This is a genomic window from Amycolatopsis anabasis (assembly GCF_009765355.1).
In the GTDB taxonomy this organism is placed as follows: domain Bacteria; phylum Actinomycetota; class Actinomycetes; order Mycobacteriales; family Pseudonocardiaceae; genus Amycolatopsis; species Amycolatopsis anabasis.
The window spans coordinates 74,683-100,279 of the sequence record NZ_VTHK01000002.1 but is presented as its reverse complement, the minus strand read 5'-3'; the positions used below and the strand labels follow the sequence as shown (position 1 = coordinate 100,279).

Genomic DNA, 25,597 nt, shown 5'->3' with positions numbered 1-25,597 from the left:
TCTGTCAGCTCGGCAGGGCGCGTTCGAGGATCGCGTCGGCGGCAATACCGGAAGGCAAGGTTCCGTATCCGCGGCCGCGATCCTCCCCGAGGCGACCGGCGCAGTAGGCGTCGGCCACGAAGGCGGGGGCGTGCCGCACGAGCAGGCTCGCCTGGAAGCCCACCGCGAGATCTTCGGCGACCCGGCGCGCGAGGAACTGCGGATCCCCGTCCTCCGCTACGGTTTTCAACGTCCTTTTCAGACGGTCGAGGTGGCGGTCCAAGGTGTGGTCACCACCCCGGGCGAGTTCGCACTCGGCGACGAAGGCCTCGACCGCCTCGGGTTCCCGGGCCATCGCGCGAAGCACGTCGAGCGCGATGACGTTGCCGGAGCCCTCCCAGATCGGATGCACGGCGGCGTCCCGCAGCAGCCGGGGCATCCCGGACTGCTCGCTGTACCCGTTGCCGCCCAGGCATTGCAGCGCTTCCGCGACGAAGCCGGTGACCCGGCCGCAACCCCAGAACTCGTTCACCGTGGTGGCCAGCCGCCGGAACGGCGAGTCGTAGTCCTGGTAGGCGCGGGCCAGCCGCAGGGCCGTCGCCGTGGCCGCCTCGGAGTCGAGGGCCAGATCGGCGAGCACGTTGCGCATGGCCGGTTGCTCGGCGAGCGCGGCGCCGAACGCCGTGCGGTGGCGGGCGTGGTGCAGCGCGCGGACCAGCGCGGCCCGCATTTCGGGGGCGACCGCCGGGCCGAGCCGCGCGTGGTTCACGTTTTCCAGCAGGGGCGCCATCCCGCGCCCCTCCTCACCGATCAGGCGGGCCCGGACCCCGCGCAACTCCACCTCGGCCGTCGGCAGCGATCGGGTGCCCAGTTTTTCCTTGAGCCGCACGATTTCGAGGCCGGCCTGGCGTTCTGCCAGGAAACAGGACAGGCCCCGATCGGTCTGGGCGAGCGTCAGGAACACATCGCACATCGGCGCGGAGACGAACCACTTGTGCCCGTGCAACTCGAAATCGCCGTCCGCCAACGGAATCGCACGAGTCGTGGTTCGCCGGAGATCGGAACCGCCCTGTTTCTCGGTGTACGCCTGCCCGGCGAGCGCGCCCGTGGTGAGGCGATCGATCCACTCCGCGGCGGCCTCGCCACCGTATTTCCGCAACACCGGCACGGCCGCGAAGGTCATGATCAACGGGCACATCACGCCGGTGTCGAGCTGCCCCCACAGGTGGCCCAGCGCGACGCGGACGGCGTGGGCGCCGGGACGGTTCTCGCGCCACGGCAGCGAAGCCACCCCGTGCTCGATTCCCGTGGACAGCAGCCAGTGCCAGGAGGGATCGCACTCGATCTCGTCGATGCGGCGGCCTTCGAGGTCGTGGGTGTGCAGGCGCGGGCCGTTCCACTCAGCGCGGCGGGAGTGCTCGCGGGCGTCCGCCGAACCCGCGATCTCGCCGAGTTCGCGGACGCGTTCGGCACCCCAGGCTCCACCTTCGCGGTCCAGTGCCTCGCGCAGAGCCAAGTCGGTCTCGTACAGGTTCATCGGGATGGCCTCCCCCGGTCCAGGCCGATCGCCCGGGCGCAGAAACCGATGATCGCCGCGATGATCTCCTCCTCACCGGGCGTCCGGCCCGCGACCGGCGACAGGGGGCCGACCAGCGCCTCGGCGATCGCACCGACCACGGCCGCCGCGGCGAGCTCGACGTCCTGCTCCGGAATCGCTTGCGCGGCAAGGCCTTCCCGCAGCAGCTCGATCATGCCGTCGCGGTAGCGGCGCCGGTACGCCAGCCGTTCGGCGTCGACGAGCGGGTCGACGGGCTCGTAGACCAGGGCCCAGGCGAGGCGGCGGTTGCGCAGCGCGCCGGTCGCGTAGGTGTGGATGACCGCCTCGAACCGCCGCGCGAACTCGGCGGACCGCGCGGACGCCGCCCGCATCGCGGCGAGTTCCCGCTCCGCGGCCTCGCGGAAGACCTCGACGAACAGTTCGGCCTTGGACGGGAAGTGCCGGTAGAGCGCGCCCGTCGCGAGTCCGGCGCGTTCGGCGATGGCGCCCACCGAAGCGGTCGCGTAACCGCCCTCCTGGATCAGCTCGGCGGCCGCCCGCAGCAGCCGCTCCCGCGTGCTGACCGTCTTGGTGTCGTTCATTTCCCGCCGCCTTCCAGGAGGACTCGAGCACCCCGTGCGGGTGCGAGGGTGATGAACCGGGCGCGGATCTTCTCGGCTTTTCCCCGTGCCGGGACCAGATCGGCGTGCGCGAGAACGGTCTGCAGCACGCGCCGCATTTCCAGCTGGGCGAAACTCGCGCCCAGGCAACGGCGGACCCCGCCGCCGAACGGCAACCACGTGGTGGCGCCCGCGGGCCGTTCGAGGAAACGTTCGGGCCGGAAGCGGAGTGGTTCCGGGTACACGTCCTCGCGGCGATGGATCAGGTAGGCGCACGGCGCGAGCCACGTCCCGGCCGGCAACAGGTGACCGCCGATTTCCATCGGCTGCGCGAGGTTGCGCAGGACGAACGGCACCACCGGGCGCAGGCGCAGCGTCTCCTGAGCCACCGCCCCGGCGTAGTCGTCCAGCCCGGCCTCGGTTTCCTCGCGCACGCGCGCCACCTTGTCCGGATGCCGCAGCAGCAGCTCGAACGCCCAGGCCAGGGCGGTGGCGGTCGATTCGTGCCCGGCGATCAGCAGGGTCATCAGCTCGTCGCGCAGTTCGTCGTCGCTCATCGGCGAACCGTCGGCGTATTCGGCGCGGACGAGCAGCGACAGGATGTCGTCGCGCTGGTCCAGATCGGTCGCGGCACGCCGATGGGCGATCTCGGTGCGGATCACCTCGTCGACGGGACCGATCAGGCGGCGCGCGGTTCCCTTGTGTCCCGTCGATTCCGCCACCGTGGCGAGTAGCGACTGGACGAGAAGCCAGCGCGCGTTCGTCATCCGGTTGAGCATGCGGCCCAGCAACGCGGTCACGCGGGCGATTCGCCGTGGTTCGGCGATGCCGAAGACCGCGCGGACGATGACCTCGAGCGTGATCGCCTGCATCCGGGGCCACAGCGCGAACGGCTCGCCGACCGGCCAGCGCGCCAGGTCCGCCTCGGCGACGCGGGAGATCAGCGTGCCGTAGTTCCGGACGCGTTCACCGTGCAGCGGCGGCAACATCAGCTTGCGCTGCCCCCGATGCCCGGGTTCGTCCAGCACGAGGATCGACCTCGGGCCGACGAGCGGCTCCAGGAACCGGTTGGTGTCACCGGTGCGCACGATCTCGGGGTCCGCGGTGAAGACCTGCCGGACGTGCTCGGGATCGGCGAGGAAGACCCAGCGGCCCTGGTTCCGGTCGGCCGCGGGTCCGGCGGCCGCCTTCGCGACCAGGTTCACGGTGAACAGGTCACCGAAGCGCGCCTGGCAGCGCTCCAGGAACGAGGTCGAGCCGAGCAACCACCGTGCGGCTTGCAGCGCGGCCGGTTGACGCGGCCCGGGCGGCAGGCTCGGCGATTTGGCGGGAAGGGTGCGTGTTCTCGAGGATTCGGCAGGCATCGTCGCCTCCTGATCGACAGGGTGTGAATCCGGATTCACACAGTAGTGAATCGGGATTCACACGTCAAGACGGGTGGATTCACGGGTCAGGCCACCGTGTCGTCGAAGTAGGCCGCGAGCCGCGCACACAGGTCGGCGAGTTCGGGTTCCCGGTAGCGCGGCGCGGCCAGCCAACTCTCGGCCTCGGTCCGGGCGTAGTCGTCGCGCAGCGCGTGGGCCGCGCGCCAGGCCGCTTGGGCGACGCCGATGACTTCCGCCTCGGTGAGCATGTCGAGCGCGGGAGTGCGCCGCCGGCGTCTCGACGAAGAGGCAGCCCGGAACCGCGAGGCCGTCCTCGTCGGGGGCCGGTGCGACACGATGACGCGCCGACCGGCCCAGATCCGGGGACAGGCAAGCGGCCCTTCGCCGCGATGTTGGGCACAGACCAGGCAGTCCGTGGCCACGATGGAAGGCGACTAAACCGCCAGCGGTTCTAGCAGCAGGAAACCGAACCCGGTTCGCACTCTCGGCCCTCGAGCATCGGGCACGCGTGCCCGTAGTCCGGATCCGGTTTGAGCGGCAGACGGTTGCGCGGGGCGCCCGCGGGACCGGCGGTGACCTGGCCCGGCACGGTTCGCAGCGTCACGTTGGAAGCGGTGCGCTGCGCCTGGTAGGCGTCCTCGGTGAGGCTGAGGATCTCCACCCCGCGGGAAAGGTCGGCGAGGAACACCCGGCCCTTGTGCCAGTAGGGCGCGAACGAGGTGGCGCCCTCCGGCCGCCAGTACGCGATCTGGATCGGCTTCGCCGGGTTGCTGATGTCCAGGAACCGGGTGCCCTGCTCGTACCAGGAATAGGCCACGATCCGTTGCTGCACATCGAAATAGTGCGCGGAGCAGAACGTGTCCGGACCGGGGAGGGTGCCCTCCTGGTCGTCCGGGGTCCAAATGCCGACCGTGCGGAGGTGGAATGGCTTGTCCGGGGTCGCCCGCCACGACTGGCCCTGGTCGGAACCCTGCAGCGAGGAGATCACGAACCGGCCCTGGTCCTTGCAGGTCGGCGAGCCGAACGCTTCCTCGGTGTGCAGCAGCAGGCTGCCCGCCGGGTTCTCCCTGGTCGGCCTCGGCCCATCGGACAGCCTGCTGCCCACCGGCCGGAACGAGTTGTGCGAGAAGGCCGTGGGCATGGTCGTCTTCGGAACTCCGCCGCCCGCATAGGGAATCGGGTCGATCGCGGTCGCCTCGCGCACTCGTTTGGCCACCGGGTCCCAGTGCCATCCCGAAGTCCGGTAACCGCGGGTGCCGCCGGTGCCGGCGACCCACGCCACGCCGGCCGCGTCCACCTGCACGTCGTGGGTCATATGCGTCTCGCCCTGGTTGCGGCCGAGGTCCACATAGGTCGGCAGGGTCCTGGGGTTGCGCGGATCCCGGATGTCGGTGACGAACACCTTGCCCGAACGGCGATAGGTGTCCGGATCGGTGGACGGCGTGCCGTCATACCCGGTCGTCCAGAGGTACCTGCAGTCGTTGATGCAGGTGGTGATGTGCCCGGTGCCCATCTGCGCGAAGCTCTCCAACCGCAGATCGGCCGGATCCGCCGCCGAGACGATGTACACACCGGTCGGCCGTTCCGCGCCACCCTGCCGACCGAATGCCGTGCGCTCCCGGGCGAGGAACACCAGCTTGCGGCTGGGGTCCACGCTCACGTCCTCGTTCTCCCAGAACCGCTGGGCGACATCGTCACCGGGCAGCGCGAGTTCCTGCTTGGTGAGGTGGTCGAGCAGAACCGGCTCGTCCGGGTTCGACACGTCATAGGTGCGCAGGCCGAACTTCCCGCTCACGAACATCACGTCGCGGTGCTGGAAGGGGCCGGTGCGGTAGTCCATGAAGTTGATCGAAATGGCGCCCTCGGTGTCCGGCAAGGCCTTGCGCAGCTGGACATTCTTCGCCGCACCGGGAAGCGGAGCCTTCTCCGCGGGTTGCGCGACCGGGGCCGCCGGTCGCGCCTCGGCGACCGAAGGCGCCATCGCCCCGATCAGCACCCCGGTCACGATCGCCGCCAGCACCTTCATCGCCGCTCTCCTCCCGTTCGCAGCACCCACACCGAGCGTGTCAGCGCGGGGACCACACGACTACATACCTTCGTCTGATTCCAAGAACTGGGAGCCGTCGACGCGAATCCCGGCCCAACCCACGCCCGCGCCGTGGCCAGGTCGAATCGATCTGCAACATTCCCGGTTGTGTTCGAACACGTGTTCGAGTAACGTAGCGCATGTGATTGATTACGACAAGTTCCTAGGCCCAGATCCCACCCCTCCCGGCTGGGACATCAACGAACTCCTCGACGTCGACGTAGGCACCTGCGACGCGGTGGATTCCCTCCAACTCGCCCGCGCGGTCACCGAGGTCCAATCCATGCTGGAAGCCGTCCGCCTGCGCGCGATCGAACAATTCGCCCGACAGCGGCCGGAGGACGCCGCGGCTGGCGTGCCCGACACCCTGGCGTGCGAGCTCAAGGTGTCCGTTCCCAAAGCCGGCAGCGATCTGGCCTTGGCACACGCCCTGATCCACCGGCTGCCGGAAACCTTGGGCGCGCTGGCCAAGGGTCGCCTGGATCCCGCTCGCGCCGCGCAGATCGAACGCGCCACCACGGTCCTCTCACTCGAGAAGGCACACGAGGTCGAGACACGGATCTTCCCCCGTGTGCTGGAGAGAACCCCACGCCAGTTGTATGACACGGTTCGCTGGGCGGTGTTGAAGGTCGACCCGGACGGCGCCGACGAGCGGTGCCGGTCGCGCAAGGCCGAGCGGCGCACCGCGGTGGCGCACCGCGAAGACGGCATGTCCTGGTTCCACGCGTTCCTGCCCTCCCACGATGTCCTGGCCATGGCCCAACGCATCGACAGCATCGCCCGCGAAGTCGCCGGCCCCGATGAACCCCGCACCAGAAAACAACTCCGCGCCGACGTGCTCCGAGACCTCGTACTGGGCAAGAACGCCAGCACGGTCACCACCAACGTGTACGTGACCATGAACGCCAGTACGCTGCTCGGCCTGGACAACCTGCCTGGTGAACTCCGCGGCTACGGGCCCCTGCCCGCGCAGCGATTACGCGAACTCGCCTTCGATCTGAAGGCGGTGTGGTCCGGTGTCCTCGTCGACGACCAGGGCTATGCCAAGAAACTCGCTGCCAGGCGCTACCGGCCCTCACGACAACTCAAGGAGTTGGCCAACCTGCGCAACCGATACTGCTCTTACACCGCCTGCAACCGAACCGCCGAAAAATGCGACTTCGAGCACCGAATACCCCACAACAAGGACGGCACCACCGACGAACACATCCGCGACCCCTTCTGCCGACGCCACCACCGCTTCGCACAATCCCCCTTCTGGCATGTCACCAAGAACCAACACGGCGAAATCCTCTGGACCTCCGACCTCGGCCGCACCTACACCAACACCCCCGAACCCATCACCGATCCCGCCACACCAGAACCACCACCGCCGCACTGAGCATTGCCAAGAAGTGTCGGGCCGACCTAGTCAGCAATCAGCCGGTCGACACGGACCAGGACGCGCCGCACATCCCGGCACCTGGGTCGGAATCGGTAGGCACCCGCTAGAACACGCGGAGGGCAAGCAGGGAAATGGCTGGAAGTAACGCAAGCCAGGAGTGAAGTTGCCCGAAGCCGGTCAGTACCAGCGGATCGTCCGCCAAAGGTCGGGCCAGATGCTCACCGCGATGCTCGGCACGAGCAGCAATGCCGAGTTCAGGATCCAGTACCACCACGCGGAAAGCGTGGACCGCCGGGCCACGAAAATGTTGACGAGGAAGAACACTGCCAGGACGAACAGAACGGAAACCGCCGCGACGAAAAGCGGGGCGAGGATCCCGTCGTTGAAAGTCGGGTCGCGTTGCGTCCAGCCGAAGGTGGCGAACACGGTGTTGTCGAGTACCACCAGGAGCATCAGGTAAGGCACGATCCGGGCATATCCCAGGGTGAAATTGACGAGCACGGAGATCGGCCAGGCGGCCCAGGACCAGGACTTCGGCTGCGTGTGGTTCATATCGGCGGCGTTGTCGAGAGCGCGGCGGCGGCCGTTACGCGCCGAGGTCGGCTGGGCGGTGGATGACGAAATCTCGGAAACGTTGCGCGGCGGCGGACAGGTAGGCGTCCTCGCGCCAGACGATGCTGAGGACGCGGTGACTGTCCGGGCTGTTCAGGTGTACCCAGCCGACGGCGGGATAGGTGCCCGCGCGGCGGGACATGGCGGGAATCAGGCCGACGCCGAGACCGGCGTGGATCAGGAATTGCAGCGGGCCGAGTTCGTCTCCTTCCACCACCACGTTCGGGGTGAGACCGGCGGCGGCGAACAGCCGGTCGGTCAGCGCGCGTTGCCAGTAGCCGGGCCGGGTGGTGATGATCGGCTCGTCGGCCAAGGCGTCGACCGGGATTCGCCGGCGGGCGGCGAGGGGATGTGCGGGTGGGACCGCGAGCATGACCTCCTCACGCACGAGTTCGACCGTGTGCAGGGCGGGCCCGGCGACGGGTTGTGAGGCGAGGCAGAGATCGACCTGGCGCGCGGCGAGTTGCTGCGCCATCCGCTCGGCGGTGGCCTGGTAGAGCTGGATTCCGATCCCGGGATGCTCGTTGCGGAAGTCTGCGAGCAACTTGGTGAGCGTGAGCAGTGTTTCCGAGGCGACGGCAACCGTGCCGTGTTCGAGTCCGGCGGCATCGGTGAGTTCCTGACGCGCGTCGTCGAGTTCGGCCAGCGCGCGGTTCACGCGGCGGAGAAACGCGGCGCCGAAGCGGTTCAGCCGGATCTGGCGCCCCTGCCGGTCGAACAGCGGAACGCCGAGTTCGGTTTCGAGCCGGGCGATCGTGCGGCTGATCGAAGGCTGGGCGACGCGGAGTTCCTCGGCGGCCCGGCTGATGTGCTCGTGGCGCGCGACGACCTGGAAATAGCGCAGCGGAAGGAGGTCCATACACCCGATCGTCTCATAACCCAGAAGGCATCAATACATAGATGACTTGGTCTTGGAAGGTCTAAGAGAGTCGGCCTAGCGTGGGGGCTGTGGCGACGGCAGGAGGGCCGGATCGCCCTTCCCGTCCCGAATTTCTTGGCACTGAGGAGTTGTCATGTCCGATCAGGATCCCGACGAGTTCGTACGCGCGGCGATGCGGTGGCATTTCAGCGCGGAGACCGGCTCGCCGTTCTGGCTGGAACGCGCCAAAACCCTGGACTTCGATCCGCTGACCGACGTGCAGGGCTTCGACGACCTGGCCCTGTTTCCCAATGTCGTCAACGAACTGCGGGATGTCCGCGCCCGGGATCTGATTCCGCGCGGCTACGGCGACGCACACGCGGCCCGGGTGTACGAAAGCGGTGGCACCACGGGACAACCGAAGCGGGTGGTGTTCACCGCGGACTGGGAACGGCTCGGCGTCGAATGGCTCAGCGCGCGCTTCGACGCGCTCGGCGTTCCCCGGGACGCCGACTGGCTGAGCGCCATCCCGAGCGGCCCGCACGGCGTCGGTGCGACGATGGCCGCGGTCAGCCACGAACGCGGCGGCATCAACTTCACCATCGACCTGGATCCGCGGTGGGTGAAGAAACTGGTCGCGACCGGCCGGACCGGCGAATTCGACGCGTACGCCGACCATCTGATCGAGCAAATGGGTCACGTCCTGCGCAGCCAGGACGTGGGCGTGCTCGCGTCCACCCCGCCCCTGCTGGAACGCCTGGCCCAGCACGACGATCTGGTCGAACTGGTCAACCGCAAGGTGCACACGATCATCTGGGGCGGAGCGCATCTGGACGCCGACACGCGCGCTCTGTTGCGCACCGAGGTCTTCCCGCGCACGCGGCTCGCCGGGATCTACGGCAGCACCATGATTCTCGGCGCCGCGGTGGAACGCGCCGGTCTCGGTGACGAAGAACCGTGCGTATTCGACACCTTCGCTCCTTACACCACGTTCCGGGTCGTGGATCCGGACACCGGGCGGGTCGTGCCCGTCGGCGAACGCGGCCAGGTGGTGATGAACCACGTCAGCAAGGCGGCCTTGCTGGTGAACAATCCCGAGCGGGACCACGCCACCCGGATCGCGCCGCCGCCGGGCGGACTCGGTGACTCCGTCGCCGATGTCACGCCCGCCCCTTCCTTCGGCGGCACGACGGTGATCGAGGGGGTGTACTGATGCTGCGCCTCGATGTCCTGGGCCCGACCGGTCCGTACCGTTCCCGCAAGCAGGAAACCGTTCACGACGTGACCGGAAACCCGGTGGCGACGCTGAGCCTCGCGCCCCGGCTCTTCGTCACCCGGGCGATGAAAGCGCTGCACCTGGCCCGGACCGCGCCGGTGGACGACCGGATCGCGGCCATTGCCCGCGCGGGTGAACTGTTCGCCGCGGGAACCGTTGCCGGTCTCCCGGTCGAGGAGTACCAGCGAACCGTCAGCGCCGTGTCCGGGATGTCGATTTCGGCGGTGCGCACGGCCACCGGGGACATCGCCCGCGCCGCCGCCCAGGCCCACCGCAGCGTGCGGCAAGCCCGGCCGGTCGGCGCGGTCGACGACTGGCGCGATCCGTTCACCCGCACCGGCCGGGCGGTGTGGACGCGCCGGGGTGACGTGTTCGCCGTGCATGCCGCGGGCAACCATCCCGCGGTGCACCAGGGCTGGCTGGAGGCACTCGCGCTCGGCTACCGGCTCGCCGTGCGCCCCTCGCGCCGGGAACCGTTCACCCCGCACCGCCTGGTCACCGCATTGCGCGAAGCCGGATTCGCCGAGGACCAGGTCGTTCTGTTGCCCACCGATCACGATGCGGCCGGGGAAATCCTGGGGCAGGCCGATCTCGGGATGGTCTACGGCGGCGGCGACGTGGTGCGCAAGTACGCGGACCATCCCGGCGTTCTGCCGCAGGGGCCCGGGCGATCGAAAATCCTGCTCACCGCGGAAGCCGACTGGGAATCCGCTCTCGACACCATCGTGGACTCGGTCAGCGCCGGTGGCGGGGTCGGCTGTGTCAACACCACCGCCGTGCTCGTCGAAGGCGACCCCGCCCCCGTGGCCGAAGCGATCGCCGAACGGCTCGCCGCCCTGCCCAGCCTGCCGCCGCAAGACGAGCGGGCGATCCTGCCCGTGCTGCCGGTCGAAACGGCACGCCAGTGGGAGAAGCACCTGCTGGCCAAGGCCACCGGCACCCGGGCGTGGCTCGGCGGGGACGGGATCGTAGACGAACTCGGGGACGGCAGCGCCGTGCTCCGGCCGGCGGTGCACCAGGTGGACAGTCCGTTCGCCGGGCAGATCGGCGTGGAACTCGGCTTCCCGTGCGTCTGGGTCGCGCCGTGGCACCGCGATGCCGGGATCGGCCCGCTCCGGGAAACCCTCGTCCTGACCGCGATCACCACCGACGAGCGGCTCATCGAGGAACTCGTCGCCGAGCCGACCATCGGCAATGTCTACGTCGGCGAACACCCGACGTCCTGGATGGAGCCCGGGCTGCCCCATGACGGCTACCTCGCGGAGTTCCTCATGCGCACCAAAACCGTCCTGCGGTAGGCACCCGGAAATTTTCCCGATCGTTGACAACCTCGGGGGCTTTTCACCCGTACTGGGACGTGATCCGCTCATCCGAGGGAAAGGGATTTCCATGGCAAAAGGTGCAGCGGGCCTGCGGTTACGCAGGTCGTCCGGGGTGGTGACCGCGGTCTGCGGGCTCGTCCTGGGTTTGTCCGGTGGTCAGGCGGCAGCCGCGGGCCAGTGGAAGCTGGAACAACCGTTCTCCGCCACCGAATCGCGGATTCTCTTCGACGTTTCGGCGACCGGCGCGCAGGACGGTTGGGCGGTCGGCAGCAAACCGAACGCGGACGGCAAACGCCTGGACGCCGCGATCGAACACTGGGACGGCACGGCCTGGACCGACGTCGCCCCGGCCGATTCCGGCGGCAGGAGCGCACAGTTGCAGGAGGTGACGGCTTCGGCTCCCGATGACGCGTGGGCCGCGGGGGTCGTCCCGGACGTCAAACCGGGGCAAGCCGGCCCCCGGCTCCGCACCCGTCCGGGCAGCGCGGTCGCGGAATCCGGTGTCCCGATCGTGCTGCAGCACTGGGATGGGAAGAAGTGGACGAACGTCGAGCGGCCCGCGCCGCCCGCGGGTTGGCTGCAGTTTCCCGGCAAGATCAAGGCTTTCGGCAAGGATTGGGCCTACCTGACGGTGATGGACTGGCAGCCGTCGACCAACTCCTACCAGTACCGGGTCGAGCATTGGGACGGTAAGGCGTGGAACCCGGTGAAGCTTCCGGACGTGCCCGCCGGGCTCCGGGCCGATGCCTGGGCCATCGACGGCACCGGCCCGGACGATGTCTGGATCACCGTCAACGCCACCGGCAAGGACAAGTCCACTCCGCTGGTGAACCACTGGGACGGCAAGAAGTGGGAGCAGACCGCCCTGCCGGTGCCGTCGGAGCATCCGACCGGCTGGCTGGTCAACCACGTCGTGGTGGTCGACCAGAAATCGGTGTACGCCTTCGGCAAGTCCAACGATCCGGAGGTGCCGGCCGCGACCATGGCGCTGCACTGGGACGGCGCCGCCTGGAAGCCGCTCCCGGCGATTCCGTTCGACGAGGCCAACGCGGCCGGGGTCGACGGCGCGGGCACGGTCTGGGTCGGCGGCTGGCCCGGCGGGCAGTTGCGGTCCGCGCTCGCCCGGTGGGACGGCACCGCCTGGACCACCGAGCAGCTTCCGCCGGAAGTCGCCGAACAAGGGGGTGAAGACGGGCAGAACTCGATTCTCGGCCTGAGCAAGGTGCCCGGCACGCGAGGTGTCCTCGCGTCCGGCCTGGTGGCGGACAACGCCATGAACAAGGGCTGGGGGCTGATCGTCTCGCGCGGGCTGCGCTGACCGAGCACGGCCTGGGTGCCGGGAACCCGCCCAGCGGCTCCCGGCACCCCGCGCGTTATCGGGTTCGCAGCCCGTTCTCGATCGCTTCGATGATCCGCGGCCGCAGTTCGGCGGCGGTGACGATCGCGTCGACCGAGCCGACCTCCACGGCCCGCTGGATGCTGTGCACCCGGTCGAATTCGGCGGCCATCTCGCCGAGCTTCTCCGTCCGGACGCTCGCACGGGTCTCGGCGAGTTGCAGGCTGAGCGTCGCTCGTTCGGCGCCGGTCGCCTCGGTGACGCGTGCCTCCAGGTCCCGCACCCGGGGATCGTTGGCGGTCCGCTGGTTCACCTCGCCCGCGAAGACCACCGCGGCCGCCGGGGCGCCGCCGATGACCGACGCGAACGAACCTTCCACCGCGAGCACGGTCATGTTCGGGTTGAGCGCCTTGGAGAACACCACGAACGCGCCGCCGTGATACCGGGAGATCACGCAGAACACGATCGGGCCGGAGAAGTTCACGATGGCCCGGCCGATCTCCGCGCCGTACTCCAGCTGCAGCTTGCGCATCGACTCCGGCGAACCGTCGAAACCGGACAGGTTCGCCAGCACCACCAGCGGCCGGTTCCCGCTGGCCGCGTTGATCGCGCGGGCGGCCTTCTTCGACGAACGCGGGAACAACGTCCCGGCGGTGTAGGTGTCGGGACCGTCGGTGGGCGGGAAACCACGACGGGGCAACGCATGCGACTCGATCCCGAGCAGGCACACCGGCCGCCCGCCCAGGTGCACGTCCTGCACGGCCGCGGTGTCCGCGTCGGCCATCCCCGCCCAGCGCTCCAGCACCGGATGGTCCTGATCGGACACCGCGCGCATCACCGTGCGGATGTCGAAGGACTTCTTGCGGTCCGGGTTGGACGCGGGCGAGAAGATCTCGCCCACCCTGGTGAAATCGCTGCCCGGCAGGGAATGCGGGAAGTCCGAGATGTCCCGGTCGTGCGGGTCGCTGGTCTCGGCCGGGCGCGGCGTGGTCTCCCCCGGCGCGATGTACGTGTGCTCGTAGTGCCCCATCAGCACCTCGCGGGCCGCGGCGAGGTTCGGCGCCCAGTACTGCGCCTGCCCGTTCGGGCCCATCACCCGGTCGTACCCGCCGATGCCGAAGTTGTCCTCGGCCGACACGCCACCGGAGAAGTCCAGTGCCTGCTTACCGGTCAGCACCATCGCCGAATCCGGCGTCATCACCAGGATTCCCTTGGTGTGCATGAGCATCGTGGCCTCGGCGTTCCAGTACGGCTGGGCGCCGACGTTGATCCCGGTGACCACGATGTTGATCTCGCCACCGGCCTGGGTGAACTCGACGATCCGCTTGAGCGCGGCGGCCACCCAGTCCATGTTCTCGGTGCCCGACGCCATCGAGATCCGGGCGCCGGAGGACAGGGCGAACCACTCCAGTGGAACCCGCATCTTCTCGGCCAGGTCGAGCGCCGCGATCACCCGCGCGCATTCCGGTTCGGACAGCGCGCCGAGCGACTTCGTCGGGTCGCCCAGCAGCACGACCCGGGTGACCCCTTCGGGATGCCGCTCGGTCGGGGTGGAGATCACCCCGGCGACGATCGCCGCCGAGTTCCGGCCCCGCGGACGGTCCACCGGCACCAGCACCCCGGTCTCGTCGAGGTCGTGCTCGACGAACGTCCCCCGCGGCCCGGCGAGCATGCCGGTCAGCTGGTACGGGTAGACCGTGCCCCGGGCACGTGCCCGCAGCACCTTCTGGCGGTAGTCGTCCAGCGGCTCGATCGGTTCGGTCTCCGGTTCGCCGACCGTCACCTGGACATCGGCGCCGTCGTAGCCGATCCGCAGGGCGAGGTCGATCAACTCGCCGGTCTCCTCGTCGCGGCGGCGGGCGAGGAACAGCACCTCCTCCAGGCCCGCGCCCGTGGTGGTGGGCTGCACCCGCTGCACGACCGTGTTCAGTTCTTCCATGGTCAGCTCGACCGGCGGCCAGACGTAGACGACGATCCGGTTGGTGCCGACCTGTTTCTTCGCCGGCCGTCCCGACTGCTCCTTGCGGATCGCGTCCAGGCAGGTGGCCAGGATGTCCTCCGCGGCGGGCAGGGCGATCAGCTCACCCTTGTCGTCCCGGAGCGCGGTCAGGTCGCGTACCTGGGCCATCGCCATGAGCCGCTCGTCGGACGGGTTTTCCTTCGCCGTACAGCGGAACAGGTAGATCTCCTCGTCCTGCGACGGCAGCCGGGTGAGGTCGAAGTCGCGCAGGCGTTCCAGCTGCATCCGCTGGGCGATGAGCGGGTGCAGCCCGCGGATCAGGCGTTCCTCGGCGAGTCCGTCCGCGCTGGGGCGGAACGTGAAGTGGTGGTGCATCACCGCGCCACTCCGCCCGGCGACGGTGGTGGTGATCCGGCCGAGCCGGCGCGGCAGGCGCTGCGCCGCCAGCACCTTGCCCAGTTCGGTGGCCATCGCGTCGATGTCGCCGGGCTGGTCCGCCCAGGTGAGGTAGACGTCGGCGACCAGTTCGCCGTCCGCGGCGAGCTCACCGATCGCCCGGATCGCGTCGGGCAGGGCCGGGAAGTCCACCGCGGTGGTCACCACGCGGACCTGTTCACCGGGACGGTCGGCGAGGACGAACGTGCAGCCCGCCACCCGGTTCGTGTGCACGTTCTCCAGCGCCCGGTTGCCGTAGTAGCGGCGGGTGAGGACTTCGAGCATCGGCGCCGGATCGGTGCCCGGGCGGCCGATCCGCTGACCGAGCAGCCGCACCAGGGGTTCCGAACTGGCCACCATCGCGGCGATCCGCTCGGCGCGGTCCGGGGCGTCCGGATGCGCGTCGAGGTGACGCAGATGCTTGCGCACGCCGGTGTAGACCTCCGCGCGGCTGCGCCGCAGCATCGGCTGCGCGAACCAGGTGAACACCACCGCGCGCGCGAGGTCGGCCACCGTGGGGAACCGCAGCTGGGTGGCGGCGACGACGTGTTCGAGCAGCCGCCCCGACCGCACCCGCATCGCCTGCGGCGGCGGCCCCTCGGCGAGCCACTGCCGCAGGATCGCCCCCACCGCCGTGACATCGGCGGCGGCGCGCTGCTGGGCCAGGAAGATCCGGAAGACGGCCTCCTCCAGTTCCGGCGTCCGCTCCAGCTCGCCGACCCCGTAGTAGCCGAGCACCTTGGCGAGCCGGTGCTGGAACGTCTCGGAGACACCGGCCCGTTCGACGTCGAGGCTCTGCAGGTAGGCGTGGAAGTGCTCGCGCGGGCTGTGCACCCGGGTGTCCACTTTGGACTCGTCTCCGGCCGGGCGGTTGCGGCTCAGCTCGGAGAGGTCGGCGAAGATCTCCAGCAGGTCGATCTCCTCGGCCAGCGGCCGCTGCCCGGCCTCGACCAGTTCCGCCCGGGCGGCGAGGTAGTCGTTCAGCACGCGGCGCTCGTCGTGCGGGTCCACGTCGAATCCGAGCAGCAGGCTGCCCAGGTCCTGCAGGCCCCGCGCCACCCGCTCCCGCGCGTCGAGCGCGCCGAGCCCGTCGGGCAGTTCGAGTTCGACGCCGTCCTTGGTTTCCTCGGCGGCCTCGTCGTCGTCGCCGAGCGGTTCCAGCCGCAGCAGCGGCGCCCCGGTCTCGACCTGGCTGCCGACCGCGACCAGGCATTCCCGCAACCGCGCGCGGAACGGGGCCCGCAGCACGGTCTCCATCTTCATGCTCTCCAGCACGAGCACGGGCGCGCCCGCCTCGACCTCGGCGCCGGGCTCCAGCGGGGTGGCCACCACCAGGGCGGGCGCCGGTGAACGCACCACGCCGCCCTCGTCCCGGCTGATCCGGTGGGCGACGCCGTCCACCTCGACCAGGTGAACCGGGCCGTGCGTGCCGGTGACCAGCCGGAACCGCTTCCCGTTGACCACGAGCTGCCCGGTATGCCGGTCGAACCGTTCGATCTCGACGTCCGCGGTGAGCGGTTCGGCGCCGGTTTCGAAGCCGACCCGGAACCGGTGCTGCCCGATCCGCGCGACGTGCACGCGGTAGCCGACGCCCCGCAGTTTGAGCTCGAGCGGGCGGCCGGTCTCGTGCTGGGCCTGGGGCCGGCCGCCGTGGGCGGTGGACAGGAATCGTTGCCGGGCGACGAGTTCGGATTCCTCGTACGCCTCGATGGCGGCCGCGGCGAGCGCGATGGCCGAATGCCGGTGCGACTGGAGTTCGCCCTCGGCGCGCACCCGGTCGATCCACCCGGTGTCGGCGCTCGCCTCGATCACCTCGGGCCGGTCGAGCAGCTCGAGCACGAAGCTCTTGTTGGTCGCGCCGCCCTCGATGATCACCGTGGTCTCGGCCATCGCCCGGCGCAGGCGCCCCAGCGCCTCGTTCCGGTCGCGGCCGTAGGCGATGATCTTGGCGATCATCGAGTCGAAATCGGCCGGGATGGTGTCCCCTTCGCTCACCCCGGTATCCACCCGGACGCCGGGACCGGCCGGCAGGGCGAGCCGCGCGATCCGGCCCGGGGCGGGCGCGAAATCGCGGTCGGGGTCCTCGGCGTTGAGCCGCGCCTCGATCGCGTGCCCGAGTTCCGCCGGGGGGTCGCCCTCGAGTTTGCCGCCGGACGCCACGTGCAGCTGGGCGCGTACCAGGTCGACCCCGGTGGTGACCTCGGTGATCGGGTGCTCGACCTGCAGCCGGGTGTTGACCTCGAGGAAGGCGAACAGGCGCTCGCCGGGGTGGTAGAGGAACTCCACGGTGCCCGCGCCGCGGTAGTCCACGGCCAGGGCGAGCCGCTCGGCGGCGGCCTTGAGCTCGGCGGTCTGCTCGGCGGCCAGCACCGGCGAGGCGGATTCCTCGATGATCTTCTGGTTGCGGCGCTGGACCGAGCAGTCCCGCACCCCGAGCGCCCACGCCGTGCCCTGCCCGTCGGCGATCACCTGGACCTCGACGTGCCGGGCGCCGGTGACCAGCCGCTCGAGGAAGACCACCCCGCTGCCGAAGGCGCGTTCGGCCTCCAGGCTGGTGCGCTCGTAGGCCTCGGCCAGTTCCCGCTCGTCGTTGATCACCCGGATCCCCCGGCCACCGCCGCCCGCGGTCGCCTTCAGCATCAGCGGGTAGCCGATCTCACCGGCCGCGCGGATCGCCGCGTCCAGATCGGCGACCGCGCCGCGGCTCCACGGCGCGACCGGGACGCCGACCTCTTCGGCGATCAGCTTCGCGCCGATCTTGTCGCCGAGCCTGCGCATCGCGTCCGCGCTCGGGCCGACGAACGTCACGCCGAGCTTCTCGCAGAGCTCGGCGAACGCCGGATCCTCGGCGACGAACCCCCAGCCGACCCAGGCCGCGTCGGCCCCGGTCTCGGTCAGCGCGCGCTCCAGCACCTCGAAGTCGAGATAGGGCCGCGCGGACGCCGGGCCGAGGCAGTAGGCGAGATCGGCTTCCCGCACGAAGGTCGCCGTGCGGTCCGCGTCGGTGTACAACGCGACCGTCTCGATCCGTGCCCCGGTCTCCGCCGCGAGATCCCGGACAGCGTGGATCAGCCGCATCGCCGCTTCCCCACGATTGACAATGGCAACACGACCGAACACCGAACGAGCCTCCAACACGAGTACACACATCCAGGGCGAAACCGCCCATGCCAAGTACACACTCCCGGCTACCGGCGGGTACGAATATGTTGGACCCGCCGCGAAGCGCGCACCCAGAGTTGTGGAGAACCACCAAAGACGAGCCCCGATGCGAGTGTGACCAGCGGATTCGCACCACTGCCTGGTGAGCCAGGTCGCATACGCACCGTACGCGTCCGCTATGAAACTCGTCGCACCGGCACTGGATGCATCACTAGAGTTCAGCTCGCGTTGGGCTGGATGTCGGGATCGCGGTGCAACACGTTACCCGGATGATCACGGATTCCACGTTCAGCGGATTCCGCTAGTCGCACACGGCTTCTTGCCGCTGCTGGATCGGTTCGAACCTCGGCTTCGCCAGGGCGAGGTAGTCGGCGGTGCGCAGCGCGATCGATCGGTCGAGACGGGCCGCGTTGAAATACAGTTCGTCGATTTCCCGGATGGCGGGGTCGGCCACGAGCTGCAGGTCTTCGTGGAAGGAGAACGGCAGGATGGTGCCCGCGACACAACCGGACAACCGTTCGGCGATCTCGGGCGAGGCGAAGGAAACGTAGGTCCCGCCGAGCAAGGCGCGCACGGCGGCGAGGTCCACCTTCCGGTCGCCGGGCACCACGGCCAGCACGTACCGGGTGACCTTCTTGCCGAGTTTGACCATGAGGACCATGCACTTCGCGGCGTCGGCGACCGCGTTGCCGCGCAGGCCGCTGACCACTTCGGTCCGCCCCTCGGCCGGATGGTCGATCAGGCGGTATTCGGCCCCGTGCTCGTCGAGCAGTTCGATGAGCCGGTCATAGGTCTCCACGCTTAACCTCCGGATGCGTCCACGAGCACGGTTCAATAGACTGAACGATACGTTCAATATACATGATGGAGTGGTGATGACGGATCGGCAGCAGGACGGGGTCGCGGCGGCGATCGGCGCCCAGATTCGCCGCATGCGGGAAGCCCGGCGCATGTCGGCCGCCGATCTGGCTCGGGAGGCGGGCATCAGCAAGGGCACGCTGTCCACCCTGGAAAGCGGCGGGGGAAATCCCACAATCGAAACGCTGTCCGCCATCGCGGTGTCGCTGCGCCTGCCGCTCGGGGACCTGATCCTGCCCGCCACCCCCGCGAAACCCGTCGTACGGGCCGGTACCGGCGCACCGGAGTACAGCAAGCAGGAACTGCTGCACCGGATGGGCGCGGGCGTGCTCACCGAGGTCTGGCGGCTCCGGATCCACCGGACCGGTCAGCGCATCGACAGCCCCGCGCACGCGCACGGAACCGTGGAACACGTCTACGTGGCGCACGGCGCCCTGCTGGTCGGTGCCGCCGACGAGCCGACCGAGGTCGGCAGCGGTGACTTCGTCGTCTTCACCGCGGACGTGCCGCACTGCTACGAGGCCACGGCGGACGATGTCGACGCCGTCTGCGTGATGACCTACCCGGCGACCAGCTGGTAGCGACGACCTACACCTTTCCGGATTCTTACCGAAGCCCGTCCCGCGAAACCGCCGCCCGCCACGGGGCCTCCCATCCGCATGCGCCAGAAAATCCTCTTCGGGCTCGTCCTCTTCGCTCTGCTGTCCGGCGTCGCCGTGGTGGTCGCCACGACACCGCCCTGGGCTCCGCCGCCCCCGCCCACGGCCCCGACCTACGAACGAAATGCCGGGGATGGTCAGTGGACGGCCCGCGGCCCCGCGGTGCACGACACCGCGCTCATCGACTCCGCGGCGCGGGCGCTGCTCACGCCCGGGGAAAAGCCGCAGGGCTGGCTGCTGCTGTGGGCGGAACCGGAGCAGGTGGTCTTCGCGCTCCCCAGCGAGACGCAGCCCGGCAAGTACCGGGTGAACATCGTGCAGCGCGTGCACCAAGAATCCTGGTTCGATTCCAGCGGCGACACCTTCGACCTCGACGATCCCGCGGTCACCCTGGACATCGGGTCGAGGACCGGCGTCGATCTGTTCCCGCGCACGCTGCTCGCCACGGACGTGACCGCGGTGGACAAGTACTCCCGCGACGAGGACGGGCGGGTCGACCTGGATCTGGGGAACGTCGAGAACGGGGTGTTCACCGGCTGGACCGGATCGAGCCACTGCGCGCCCGATCTCCTGGTGTTCCACCGGGGTTACGGCGCGGACAAGAAGACCTTCCTCGGGCCGTGGGGCAGCGCCGTGAACCAGGGCGCGATCAGCCGCCGTTCCTTCAGCGGGGTGGGCGCGGACGTTCGCGTGGACGATCTGATCGCGCTGGGCGCCGCCGTCAACGCCAATCCCTGCCACGCGAACCGCACCACCAGCTTCCCGGCTTCCCTCTACCGCACCACCGGAATCCGGCTGCTCGCCGACGCGGTGCGGATCGGCGGCGGACCGCCCGGGCGGCTGCTCGCGGTGTCCGGCGCCACTTCGGGCGGGCAGCCCGCGGCGCTGCTGTGGAATCCGGCGCGGACGCCGGAGCAACCGGCCCCGGGAACACTCGGTATGCCGCTCCCGCCGCAGACCGCGCCGGTGTTCGCGCTCGGCTTGGACAAACCGGTGACCGTGGTGCTCTCGGCCGGTCCGGTCACCACCCAGCCCGCGCTGCCGGTTCTCGGCAAGGGCAACGGTTTCACCGCGTTCGCCGCGATCAACGGTCCGACCGCGGTGGTCACCACCGACGAGCAGAACCGGCCGAAGGACGCGGTCGTGCTCGGCCGTCAGTCCCGGTGATCGCCGGGATCGATCGGCGTCGGAGTCGGCCATGCCGCCTCGATCGCTTCCGCCGCCCGCAGGCACAACTCCTCGCCGAACCGCGGCCCGACGAGTTGCACGGCCTGCGGCAGGCCGTCGACCAGGCCGACCGGAACCGCGACGGCGGGCAGTCCGAGCAGGTTCACCGCGACCGTGGCGCGCAGCCCGGCGACGATCTCCCCCGCCGCGGCAACGCCTTCGAGGTCGCTGCCCGCGCGAAACGCCCGGCCCGCGAAGATCGGCGCGAGCACGAGCGGCGTTTCCCGCTGGTACTCCGCCCAGGCGCGGGCGAGCCGCAGGCGGGTCGTGAACAGCTCCGCGTACTCGTCCAGCCCGATGCGCGGCACGAGTTCGAACATCGATTCCATGAACCGCCGCCCACTCGCCGACACGACCGGGTCGAGGTCCGGCCACGCGCGACGGGCATCGCTGGTCATCAGCCGGGCCCAGGTGGCCGCGGCCTCGCCGATCCCGGGCGGGGGTTCTTCGCGGATCTGGTAACCCTGGGCCGCCAGCGCGTCGGCACCCCGCCGGATCGCCTCCCGGACGGACGGATCGATCCGGACGCCGGGCAGTTCGGCGAGGACGTGCACCCGGCGGGGCCGCTCCGGGGCATAGGACGCGGGAACCGGGGAATGCCAGGGATCGCGGGGATCCGCCGCGGCCATCACCTCGAGCGCGAGCCGGAGGTCTTCGATGCGGCGGGCCATCGGGCCCTGGACCTCGATCAGCTGGAGGCTCATCGGTTTCGTGCTCGGTTCGAGCGACAGCGCGTGCGGGATCCGGCCGAGCGTCGGGCGCAGCGCCGCGGTTCCGGCGCACTGCGACGGCCAGCGCAGCGAACCGCCGAGGTCGTTGCCCACGCCGAGGAGGCTCATCCCGGTGGCCAGGCTCACGGCTTCGCCGCCGCTCGACCCGCCGGGGGTCAGCTCGGGATCCCACGGATTCCGCGTCGGGCCCGCGATTCCGCTGTCGGTGTGCCAGCGCAGGGCGAAGTCGGGCAGGTTGGTCCGTGCGATCGGGATGGCCCCGTTCCGGCGGAGGTTCGCGATCGGCGGCGCGTCCACCGGGGCGATCTCCTCGGCGAGCGCCGCCACGCCCTGGGTGGTGGCGGTGCCGGCGACGTCGATGTTCTCCTTGACCGTGACGGGCACCCCGTCCAGCGGTCCGGCGGGTTTCCCGGCCGCCAGCCGCCGATCCGCGTCCACGGCGGCCTTCAGCGCCTCTTCGGCGAGCACCACGCGGATCGCGTTGACCCGGGGGTTGACGGCTTCGATCCGGGCGAGCACGGCCCGCACGAGTTCGGTGCTGGAGACCTCGCGTGCGCGGAGCCGCCGGGCGGCTTCGGCGGCGCCGAAGGTCAGGATTTCGGGAATGTTCACGGCTTTTCTCCGGATGATCGGGTGAACCGGACCGCGCGCACGGTCCAGGCCAGGGTGAGGACGGCGAGCGCGGCGACCACGAGCAGCAGCACACTCGCCGGAACGAACCGCTGGGCCGCGGCGAGCAGGAACGGCGCGGCGAAGCCGAGATAGGTGAGCGCCTGGTAGAGCGCGGTCAGCCCGGCCAGTTCGCCGGGCCGGGCCAGGCGCTGGACCTCGAGCAGTCCGCACACCTGGCAGCAGCCGTAACCTCCGCCCAGCACCACCGCCGCGAGAACGACGAGCACCGGCTGGGCCGTCGCCGCGGCGGCCGCGGCGACCAGCAGACCGGCCACGACGGTCACCAGCGCGGCGCCGATCAGGCGCGGCGTGCCGGGCCGGTCCACCCCGCGGGCCAGGGGTAGCACGAGAATTCCGGCCACCGCGGTCAGCGTGGTGACCAACGCGCTGAACGCGAGCGCGCCGCCGCCGAGCCGGTCTCCGACGAGACCGGGCAGGTAGGCGAGTGCGATCGAGGCGGCGCCGAACACCCAGGGCGCGAGCGGGACCACCACCGCGCGGAACCGGTGTTCCCGTGCGGCGGGCACCCGCAGCGCCTGCCGGAAGCCGGTGCCCGGTCGCGGGGCGCGGGTTTCCGGAGCACCGAGGACGAGGGGCACGGCGAGGACGACCAGCGCCAGATGCGGCAGGTACGGCACGACCGTGTGCGCCGGGGCCCATTGCGCCAGGACTCCGGCGACGAACGGGCCCGCGCCGAACCCGGCGGTCATCGTCGTGGTCACCCGCCGCGGGCCGGGGTTCACCTCGCGAGCCGAGCCCGCGCCGGAGAGTTCCTTGATCCAGACGGCGCCCGAGCTGAAGGCCGCCCCGCTGGCGACCCCGGCGATCAGGCGCCCGGCGAACAACCAGCCGGGCGCCGAACCGCCGAGGATGAGCAACCCGCTGGCGAGCGCCGAAACGCCCAGCGCCGGGAGCATGACCCGGCGGCGGCCGAAGCGGTCCGAAACCGGGCCGCCCAGCAGCAGTCCCGGGATCAGCCCGAGCGCGTACAACCCGAACGTGGCCTGGACGGTCGCGGCCGACAGGCCGAGTTCGGCCCGGTACATCAGCAGCAGCGGCGCGAACTGGTTGGCGCCCCAGCCCACCGACGCCACCGCGACCCCGGCCCGCAGCCACGTGCGCTCGCCGATCCGCACGCCGGGCCCGGCGACGCGGGGACTCGTGTCTTGTTTGGTCACGCCGATCATGCTCGCCGCCGGGAACCTCGGTCACGAGTGTCCGGAACGCCAACATGCGTACAGTTACGGACATGCCCACTGTCGCACTGGCCGTCACCGACGGGATCCCGCTGTTCGAACTGGCCGTACCGGCCGCGGTGTTCGGCCTCGCGCGGCCGGAACTGGCCGACTCCTGGTACGACCTGGTCGTCTGCGCCCCGCCCGGCGCCCGGGTCGGCGGCTGGTTCCACGCCGAGACCCCGCACGGGCTCGACGCGCTGGCGACCGCGGACACCGTCGTCATCCCGGCCTGCCACAACGTCATCGACCACCCGCCCGCCGAGCTGGTCGACGCGGTCCGTGCCGCGTACCGGGCGGGCGCGCGGGTCGCGTCCATCTGCACCGGGGCGTTCGTGCTCGCCGCCGCGGGCCTGCTCGACGGGCGGCGCGCCACCACGCACTGGATGCACGCCGCGCGGCTGGCCGAACGCCACCCTGAGGTCGAGGTCGACGCGGGGGTTCTCTACCTCGACTCCGGCGGCGTCCTGACCTCCGCGGGCAAGGCGGCCGGGATCGACCTGTGCCTGCACATGGTGCGCGCCGACTACGGCACCGCGGTCGCGAACGACGTGGCCCGCCGGATGGTGGTCGCGCCGCACCGGCCGGGCGGGCAGGCCCAGTTCATCGCGAATCCCGTGCCGCCCAGCGACGGGGACGGCCTCGCCGAACTCCTCGCGTGGGCGATCGGGCATCTCGACCGGCCGCTGACCGTGGCCGATCTCGCCCGCCGCGCGAACCTGAGCCCGCGCCACCTGACCCGCCGGTTCACCGCGGTCACCGGGACCACGCCGCTGCAATGGCTGCTGGCGCAACGGATTCACCGCGCGCAGGAGCTCCTGGAGAACACCTCGGAGAGCGTCGACCAGATCGCCGACCGGGTCGGCATGGGCAGCGCGGCCACCCTGCGCCGCCATTTCAACCGCACCGTCGGCGTCCCGCCCGACGCCTACCGGCGCACCTTCCGCTGATCCAGGTGCTCCAGCACCTCTCGGAAGAGTCCACTACGGACAGTCGGCGAAGCCCCTGGTTCCCGAACAGATCTGGGATCGAACCGGCCCTCAGGGAATCAGGGAAGCCACCAATCCAAAGTCATGGACTCGTGTGGTGGCTTCACGACCCGCTCCGGATGTCGGCGGAAGTACCCGCCGTGCGCGTCGACGAACCGGCCGATCTCCTCGGCAGTGGTGTTCTCGTCGGCGATCCAGTCCGCCACCGCGCGGCGGGTGCCCAGCGGAATCCCGGTGGCCCGTTCGGCGAAGACCGCCGGGCCACCCTCGGAGTCTTCGGCATCGGTCTGCCGGATGGTCATGCTTTCGCCCCTCCCCAGTCGAAATCACCCTGTCGGCGCCGGGGTCCGGGGCGGCACCGGGTCAGCCTAGCCAGTCCCGCCGCCCGCGGCATCGAGTTTGGGGAAATCACCGCGCGGCAACGGATTGACTCCGGTTGGCGGTTTTACGACCCCGCCCGCGTTCCAGCCACCACTGCGCGATCAGCAGCGGGAAGACCCAGCCGGTCCAGGTGGTCAGCCCGGCGATGGCCTGCCCGAGCGCCTGCTCGCTGCCGCCGAACGTGGTCGCCAGCTGCGGCTCGAGCGCGAGCGCCCACACCACGGCCCAGATCCGGTTGCTGATGATCGACATTGTCAATGCGAAACTGCGGATCATCCACTTGCGGTGCTCACCGAACCTCCGCGCGCGGGCCATCCGGAACCCGGCGATCGTGAAGATCAGCCACAACACCGCGAGGAGCGCGTTGCTCGTCGCCGCCACCGGGCCGAACGGGCCGGCCAGCGCGATCGCCAGCCCCATCACCCCCGCCGGGAGCACCCCGGCGAACACGTAGACGCGGCCGATACGCCGGTGCGCCACCGGATGCCGCTGCCGGAACCACGGCCAGACCTGCAGCACGCAGGTGACCATCGCGACCGACGCGAACCCGATGTGCGCCACCAGCGCCGGGTAGTACCAGCCGACGCCCGGGGGCGCCGGAACCCTCGAACTGGCCGGGTCCAGGCCGAGATACGGCGGCAGCGAGTAGACCAGGAACACGGCCGCGAGGAACGCCAGCGGCACCACCCACGGCCGCTGCCACCAAGGCTGCCGCCCGCCCACCGGCCGGTGCCCGGTGCCGGTGCGGCTGTTCATCGGTTCGCTCGTCGTGGTCATGCTCGCCCCCTGTGCCAAGTTGGTACACCGTACGCGCAAGCTAGCGGCGTACCGACCGCCCGGACAATTGACGTGGCGAAATATCGGGAATTACCCTGACTCCGCCCTAGTGCGG

The 25,597-nt window shown here is 70.3% G+C and carries 20 protein-coding genes; 7 read left to right on the top strand and 13 right to left on the bottom strand.

All coding sequences use genetic code 11. The annotated features are described in order from the left end of the window. Window positions 1-4 precede the first annotated feature (4 nt). From FXO23_RS02630 to FXO23_RS02610, 5 genes are all read right to left on the bottom strand, one after another. Window positions 5-1,516, bottom strand: a complete 1,512-nt coding sequence (locus FXO23_RS02630) for an acyl-CoA dehydrogenase family protein (RefSeq protein WP_158880357.1) — start codon at window positions 1,514-1,516, stop codon at window positions 5-7. Continuing rightward, a complete protein-coding gene (locus FXO23_RS02625) occupies window positions 1,513-2,118 on the bottom strand; it encodes a TetR/AcrR family transcriptional regulator (protein WP_158880355.1) in 606 nt (201 codons plus the stop codon). The genes FXO23_RS02630 and FXO23_RS02625 overlap by 4 nt, the downstream gene beginning before the upstream one ends. Further along, window positions 2,115-3,500 carry a cytochrome P450 gene (locus FXO23_RS02620; protein ID WP_158880352.1) on the bottom strand — a complete coding sequence of 462 codons (1,386 nt, stop codon included), beginning with the start codon at window positions 3,498-3,500 and terminating at the stop codon, window positions 2,115-2,117. The genes FXO23_RS02625 and FXO23_RS02620 overlap by 4 nt, the downstream gene beginning before the upstream one ends. Window positions 3,501-3,586: 86 nt before the next feature. Further along, complete coding sequence (locus tag FXO23_RS02615; RefSeq protein WP_158880350.1) at window positions 3,587-3,769, bottom strand: hypothetical protein; 183 nt, start codon at window positions 3,767-3,769, stop codon at window positions 3,587-3,589. Between the two features lie 203 nt (window positions 3,770-3,972). Beyond that, window positions 3,973-5,547, bottom strand: a complete 1,575-nt coding sequence (locus tag FXO23_RS02610) for an LVIVD repeat-containing protein (RefSeq protein ID WP_158880348.1) — start codon at window positions 5,545-5,547, stop codon at window positions 3,973-3,975. Between the two features lie 202 nt (window positions 5,548-5,749). Between FXO23_RS02610 and FXO23_RS02605 the strand changes: the two genes are divergently transcribed. Beyond that, on the top strand, window positions 5,750-6,988 hold the full coding sequence (locus tag FXO23_RS02605) for a DUF222 domain-containing protein (protein ID WP_158880346.1): 1,239 nt from the start codon (window positions 5,750-5,752) through the stop codon (window positions 6,986-6,988). Between the two features lie 180 nt (window positions 6,989-7,168). Here FXO23_RS02605 and FXO23_RS02600 read toward each other — a convergent pair whose 3' ends face one another. Further along, window positions 7,169-7,543, bottom strand: a complete 375-nt coding sequence (locus tag FXO23_RS02600) for a hypothetical protein (RefSeq protein ID WP_158880344.1) — start codon at window positions 7,541-7,543, stop codon at window positions 7,169-7,171. Between the two features lie 34 nt (window positions 7,544-7,577). Continuing rightward, entirely contained in the window at window positions 7,578-8,462 is an 885-nt protein-coding gene (locus FXO23_RS02595) for a LysR family transcriptional regulator (RefSeq protein ID WP_158880342.1), read from the bottom strand. Window positions 8,463-8,616: 154 nt separating this feature from the next. Between FXO23_RS02595 and FXO23_RS02590 the strand changes: the two genes are divergently transcribed. From FXO23_RS02590 to FXO23_RS02580, 3 genes are all read left to right on the top strand, one after another. Further along, on the top strand, window positions 8,617-9,675 hold the full coding sequence (locus FXO23_RS02590; RefSeq protein ID WP_158880340.1) for an AMP-binding protein: 1,059 nt from the start codon (window positions 8,617-8,619) through the stop codon (window positions 9,673-9,675). Beyond that, window positions 9,675-11,036, top strand: coding sequence for an aldehyde dehydrogenase family protein (locus tag FXO23_RS02585; RefSeq protein ID WP_158880338.1), 1,362 nt, complete (start codon window positions 9,675-9,677; stop codon window positions 11,034-11,036). Before FXO23_RS02590 ends, FXO23_RS02585 begins: the two co-directional genes overlap by 1 nt. Before the next feature lie 91 nt (window positions 11,037-11,127). Continuing rightward, window positions 11,128-12,378 (top strand): beta propeller repeat protein, encoded by a 1,251-nt coding sequence (locus tag FXO23_RS02580; RefSeq protein ID WP_158880336.1) that lies wholly within the window; start codon window positions 11,128-11,130, stop codon window positions 12,376-12,378. A 55-nt stretch (window positions 12,379-12,433) separates the two neighbouring features. On the opposite strand, the gene FXO23_RS02575 is transcribed toward FXO23_RS02580, so the two are convergent. Together FXO23_RS02575 and FXO23_RS02570 are read right to left on the bottom strand one after the other, a co-directional pair. Continuing rightward, a complete protein-coding gene (locus FXO23_RS02575; RefSeq protein ID WP_158880334.1) occupies window positions 12,434-17,911 on the bottom strand; it encodes an ATP-binding protein in 5,478 nt (1,825 codons plus the stop codon). Window positions 17,912-18,254: 343 nt separating this feature from the next. Continuing rightward, window positions 18,255-18,752, bottom strand: coding sequence for a YbaK/EbsC family protein (locus FXO23_RS02570; RefSeq protein WP_218951880.1), 498 nt, complete (start codon window positions 18,750-18,752; stop codon window positions 18,255-18,257). A 76-nt stretch (window positions 18,753-18,828) separates the two neighbouring features. Between FXO23_RS02570 and FXO23_RS02565 the strand changes: the two genes are divergently transcribed. Both FXO23_RS02565 and FXO23_RS02560 read left to right on the top strand, forming a co-directional pair. Next, window positions 18,829-19,392, top strand: coding sequence for a helix-turn-helix domain-containing protein (locus tag FXO23_RS02565; protein ID WP_158880330.1), 564 nt, complete (start codon window positions 18,829-18,831; stop codon window positions 19,390-19,392). A 78-nt stretch (window positions 19,393-19,470) separates the two neighbouring features. Beyond that, window positions 19,471-20,637: a hypothetical protein gene (locus FXO23_RS02560; protein WP_158880328.1), complete on the top strand. Its 1,167-nt coding sequence runs from the start codon at window positions 19,471-19,473 to the stop codon at window positions 20,635-20,637. On the opposite strand, the gene FXO23_RS02555 is transcribed toward FXO23_RS02560, so the two are convergent. Next, window positions 20,625-22,040, bottom strand: coding sequence for an amidase (locus tag FXO23_RS02555; RefSeq protein WP_218951879.1), 1,416 nt, complete (start codon window positions 22,038-22,040; stop codon window positions 20,625-20,627). The two genes, FXO23_RS02560 and FXO23_RS02555, sit on opposite strands and share 13 nt — an antisense overlap. Then, entirely contained in the window at window positions 22,037-23,278 is a 1,242-nt protein-coding gene (locus FXO23_RS02550; RefSeq protein WP_246256844.1) for an MFS transporter, read from the bottom strand. Before FXO23_RS02550 ends, FXO23_RS02555 begins: the two co-directional genes overlap by 4 nt. A gap of 71 nt (window positions 23,279-23,349) precedes the next feature. Between FXO23_RS02550 and FXO23_RS02545 the strand changes: the two genes are divergently transcribed. Then, window positions 23,350-24,285, top strand: coding sequence for a helix-turn-helix domain-containing protein (locus FXO23_RS02545; protein WP_158880324.1), 936 nt, complete (start codon window positions 23,350-23,352; stop codon window positions 24,283-24,285). Window positions 24,286-24,383: 98 nt separating this feature from the next. On the opposite strand, the gene FXO23_RS02540 is transcribed toward FXO23_RS02545, so the two are convergent. Beyond that, complete coding sequence (locus FXO23_RS02540; RefSeq protein ID WP_158880322.1) at window positions 24,384-24,626, bottom strand: hypothetical protein; 243 nt, start codon at window positions 24,624-24,626, stop codon at window positions 24,384-24,386. Between the two features lie 106 nt (window positions 24,627-24,732). After that, window positions 24,733-25,482 carry a DUF2306 domain-containing protein gene (locus tag FXO23_RS02535; RefSeq protein ID WP_425484832.1) on the bottom strand — a complete coding sequence of 250 codons (750 nt, stop codon included), beginning with the start codon at window positions 25,480-25,482 and terminating at the stop codon, window positions 24,733-24,735. Window positions 25,483-25,597 lie beyond the last annotated feature (115 nt).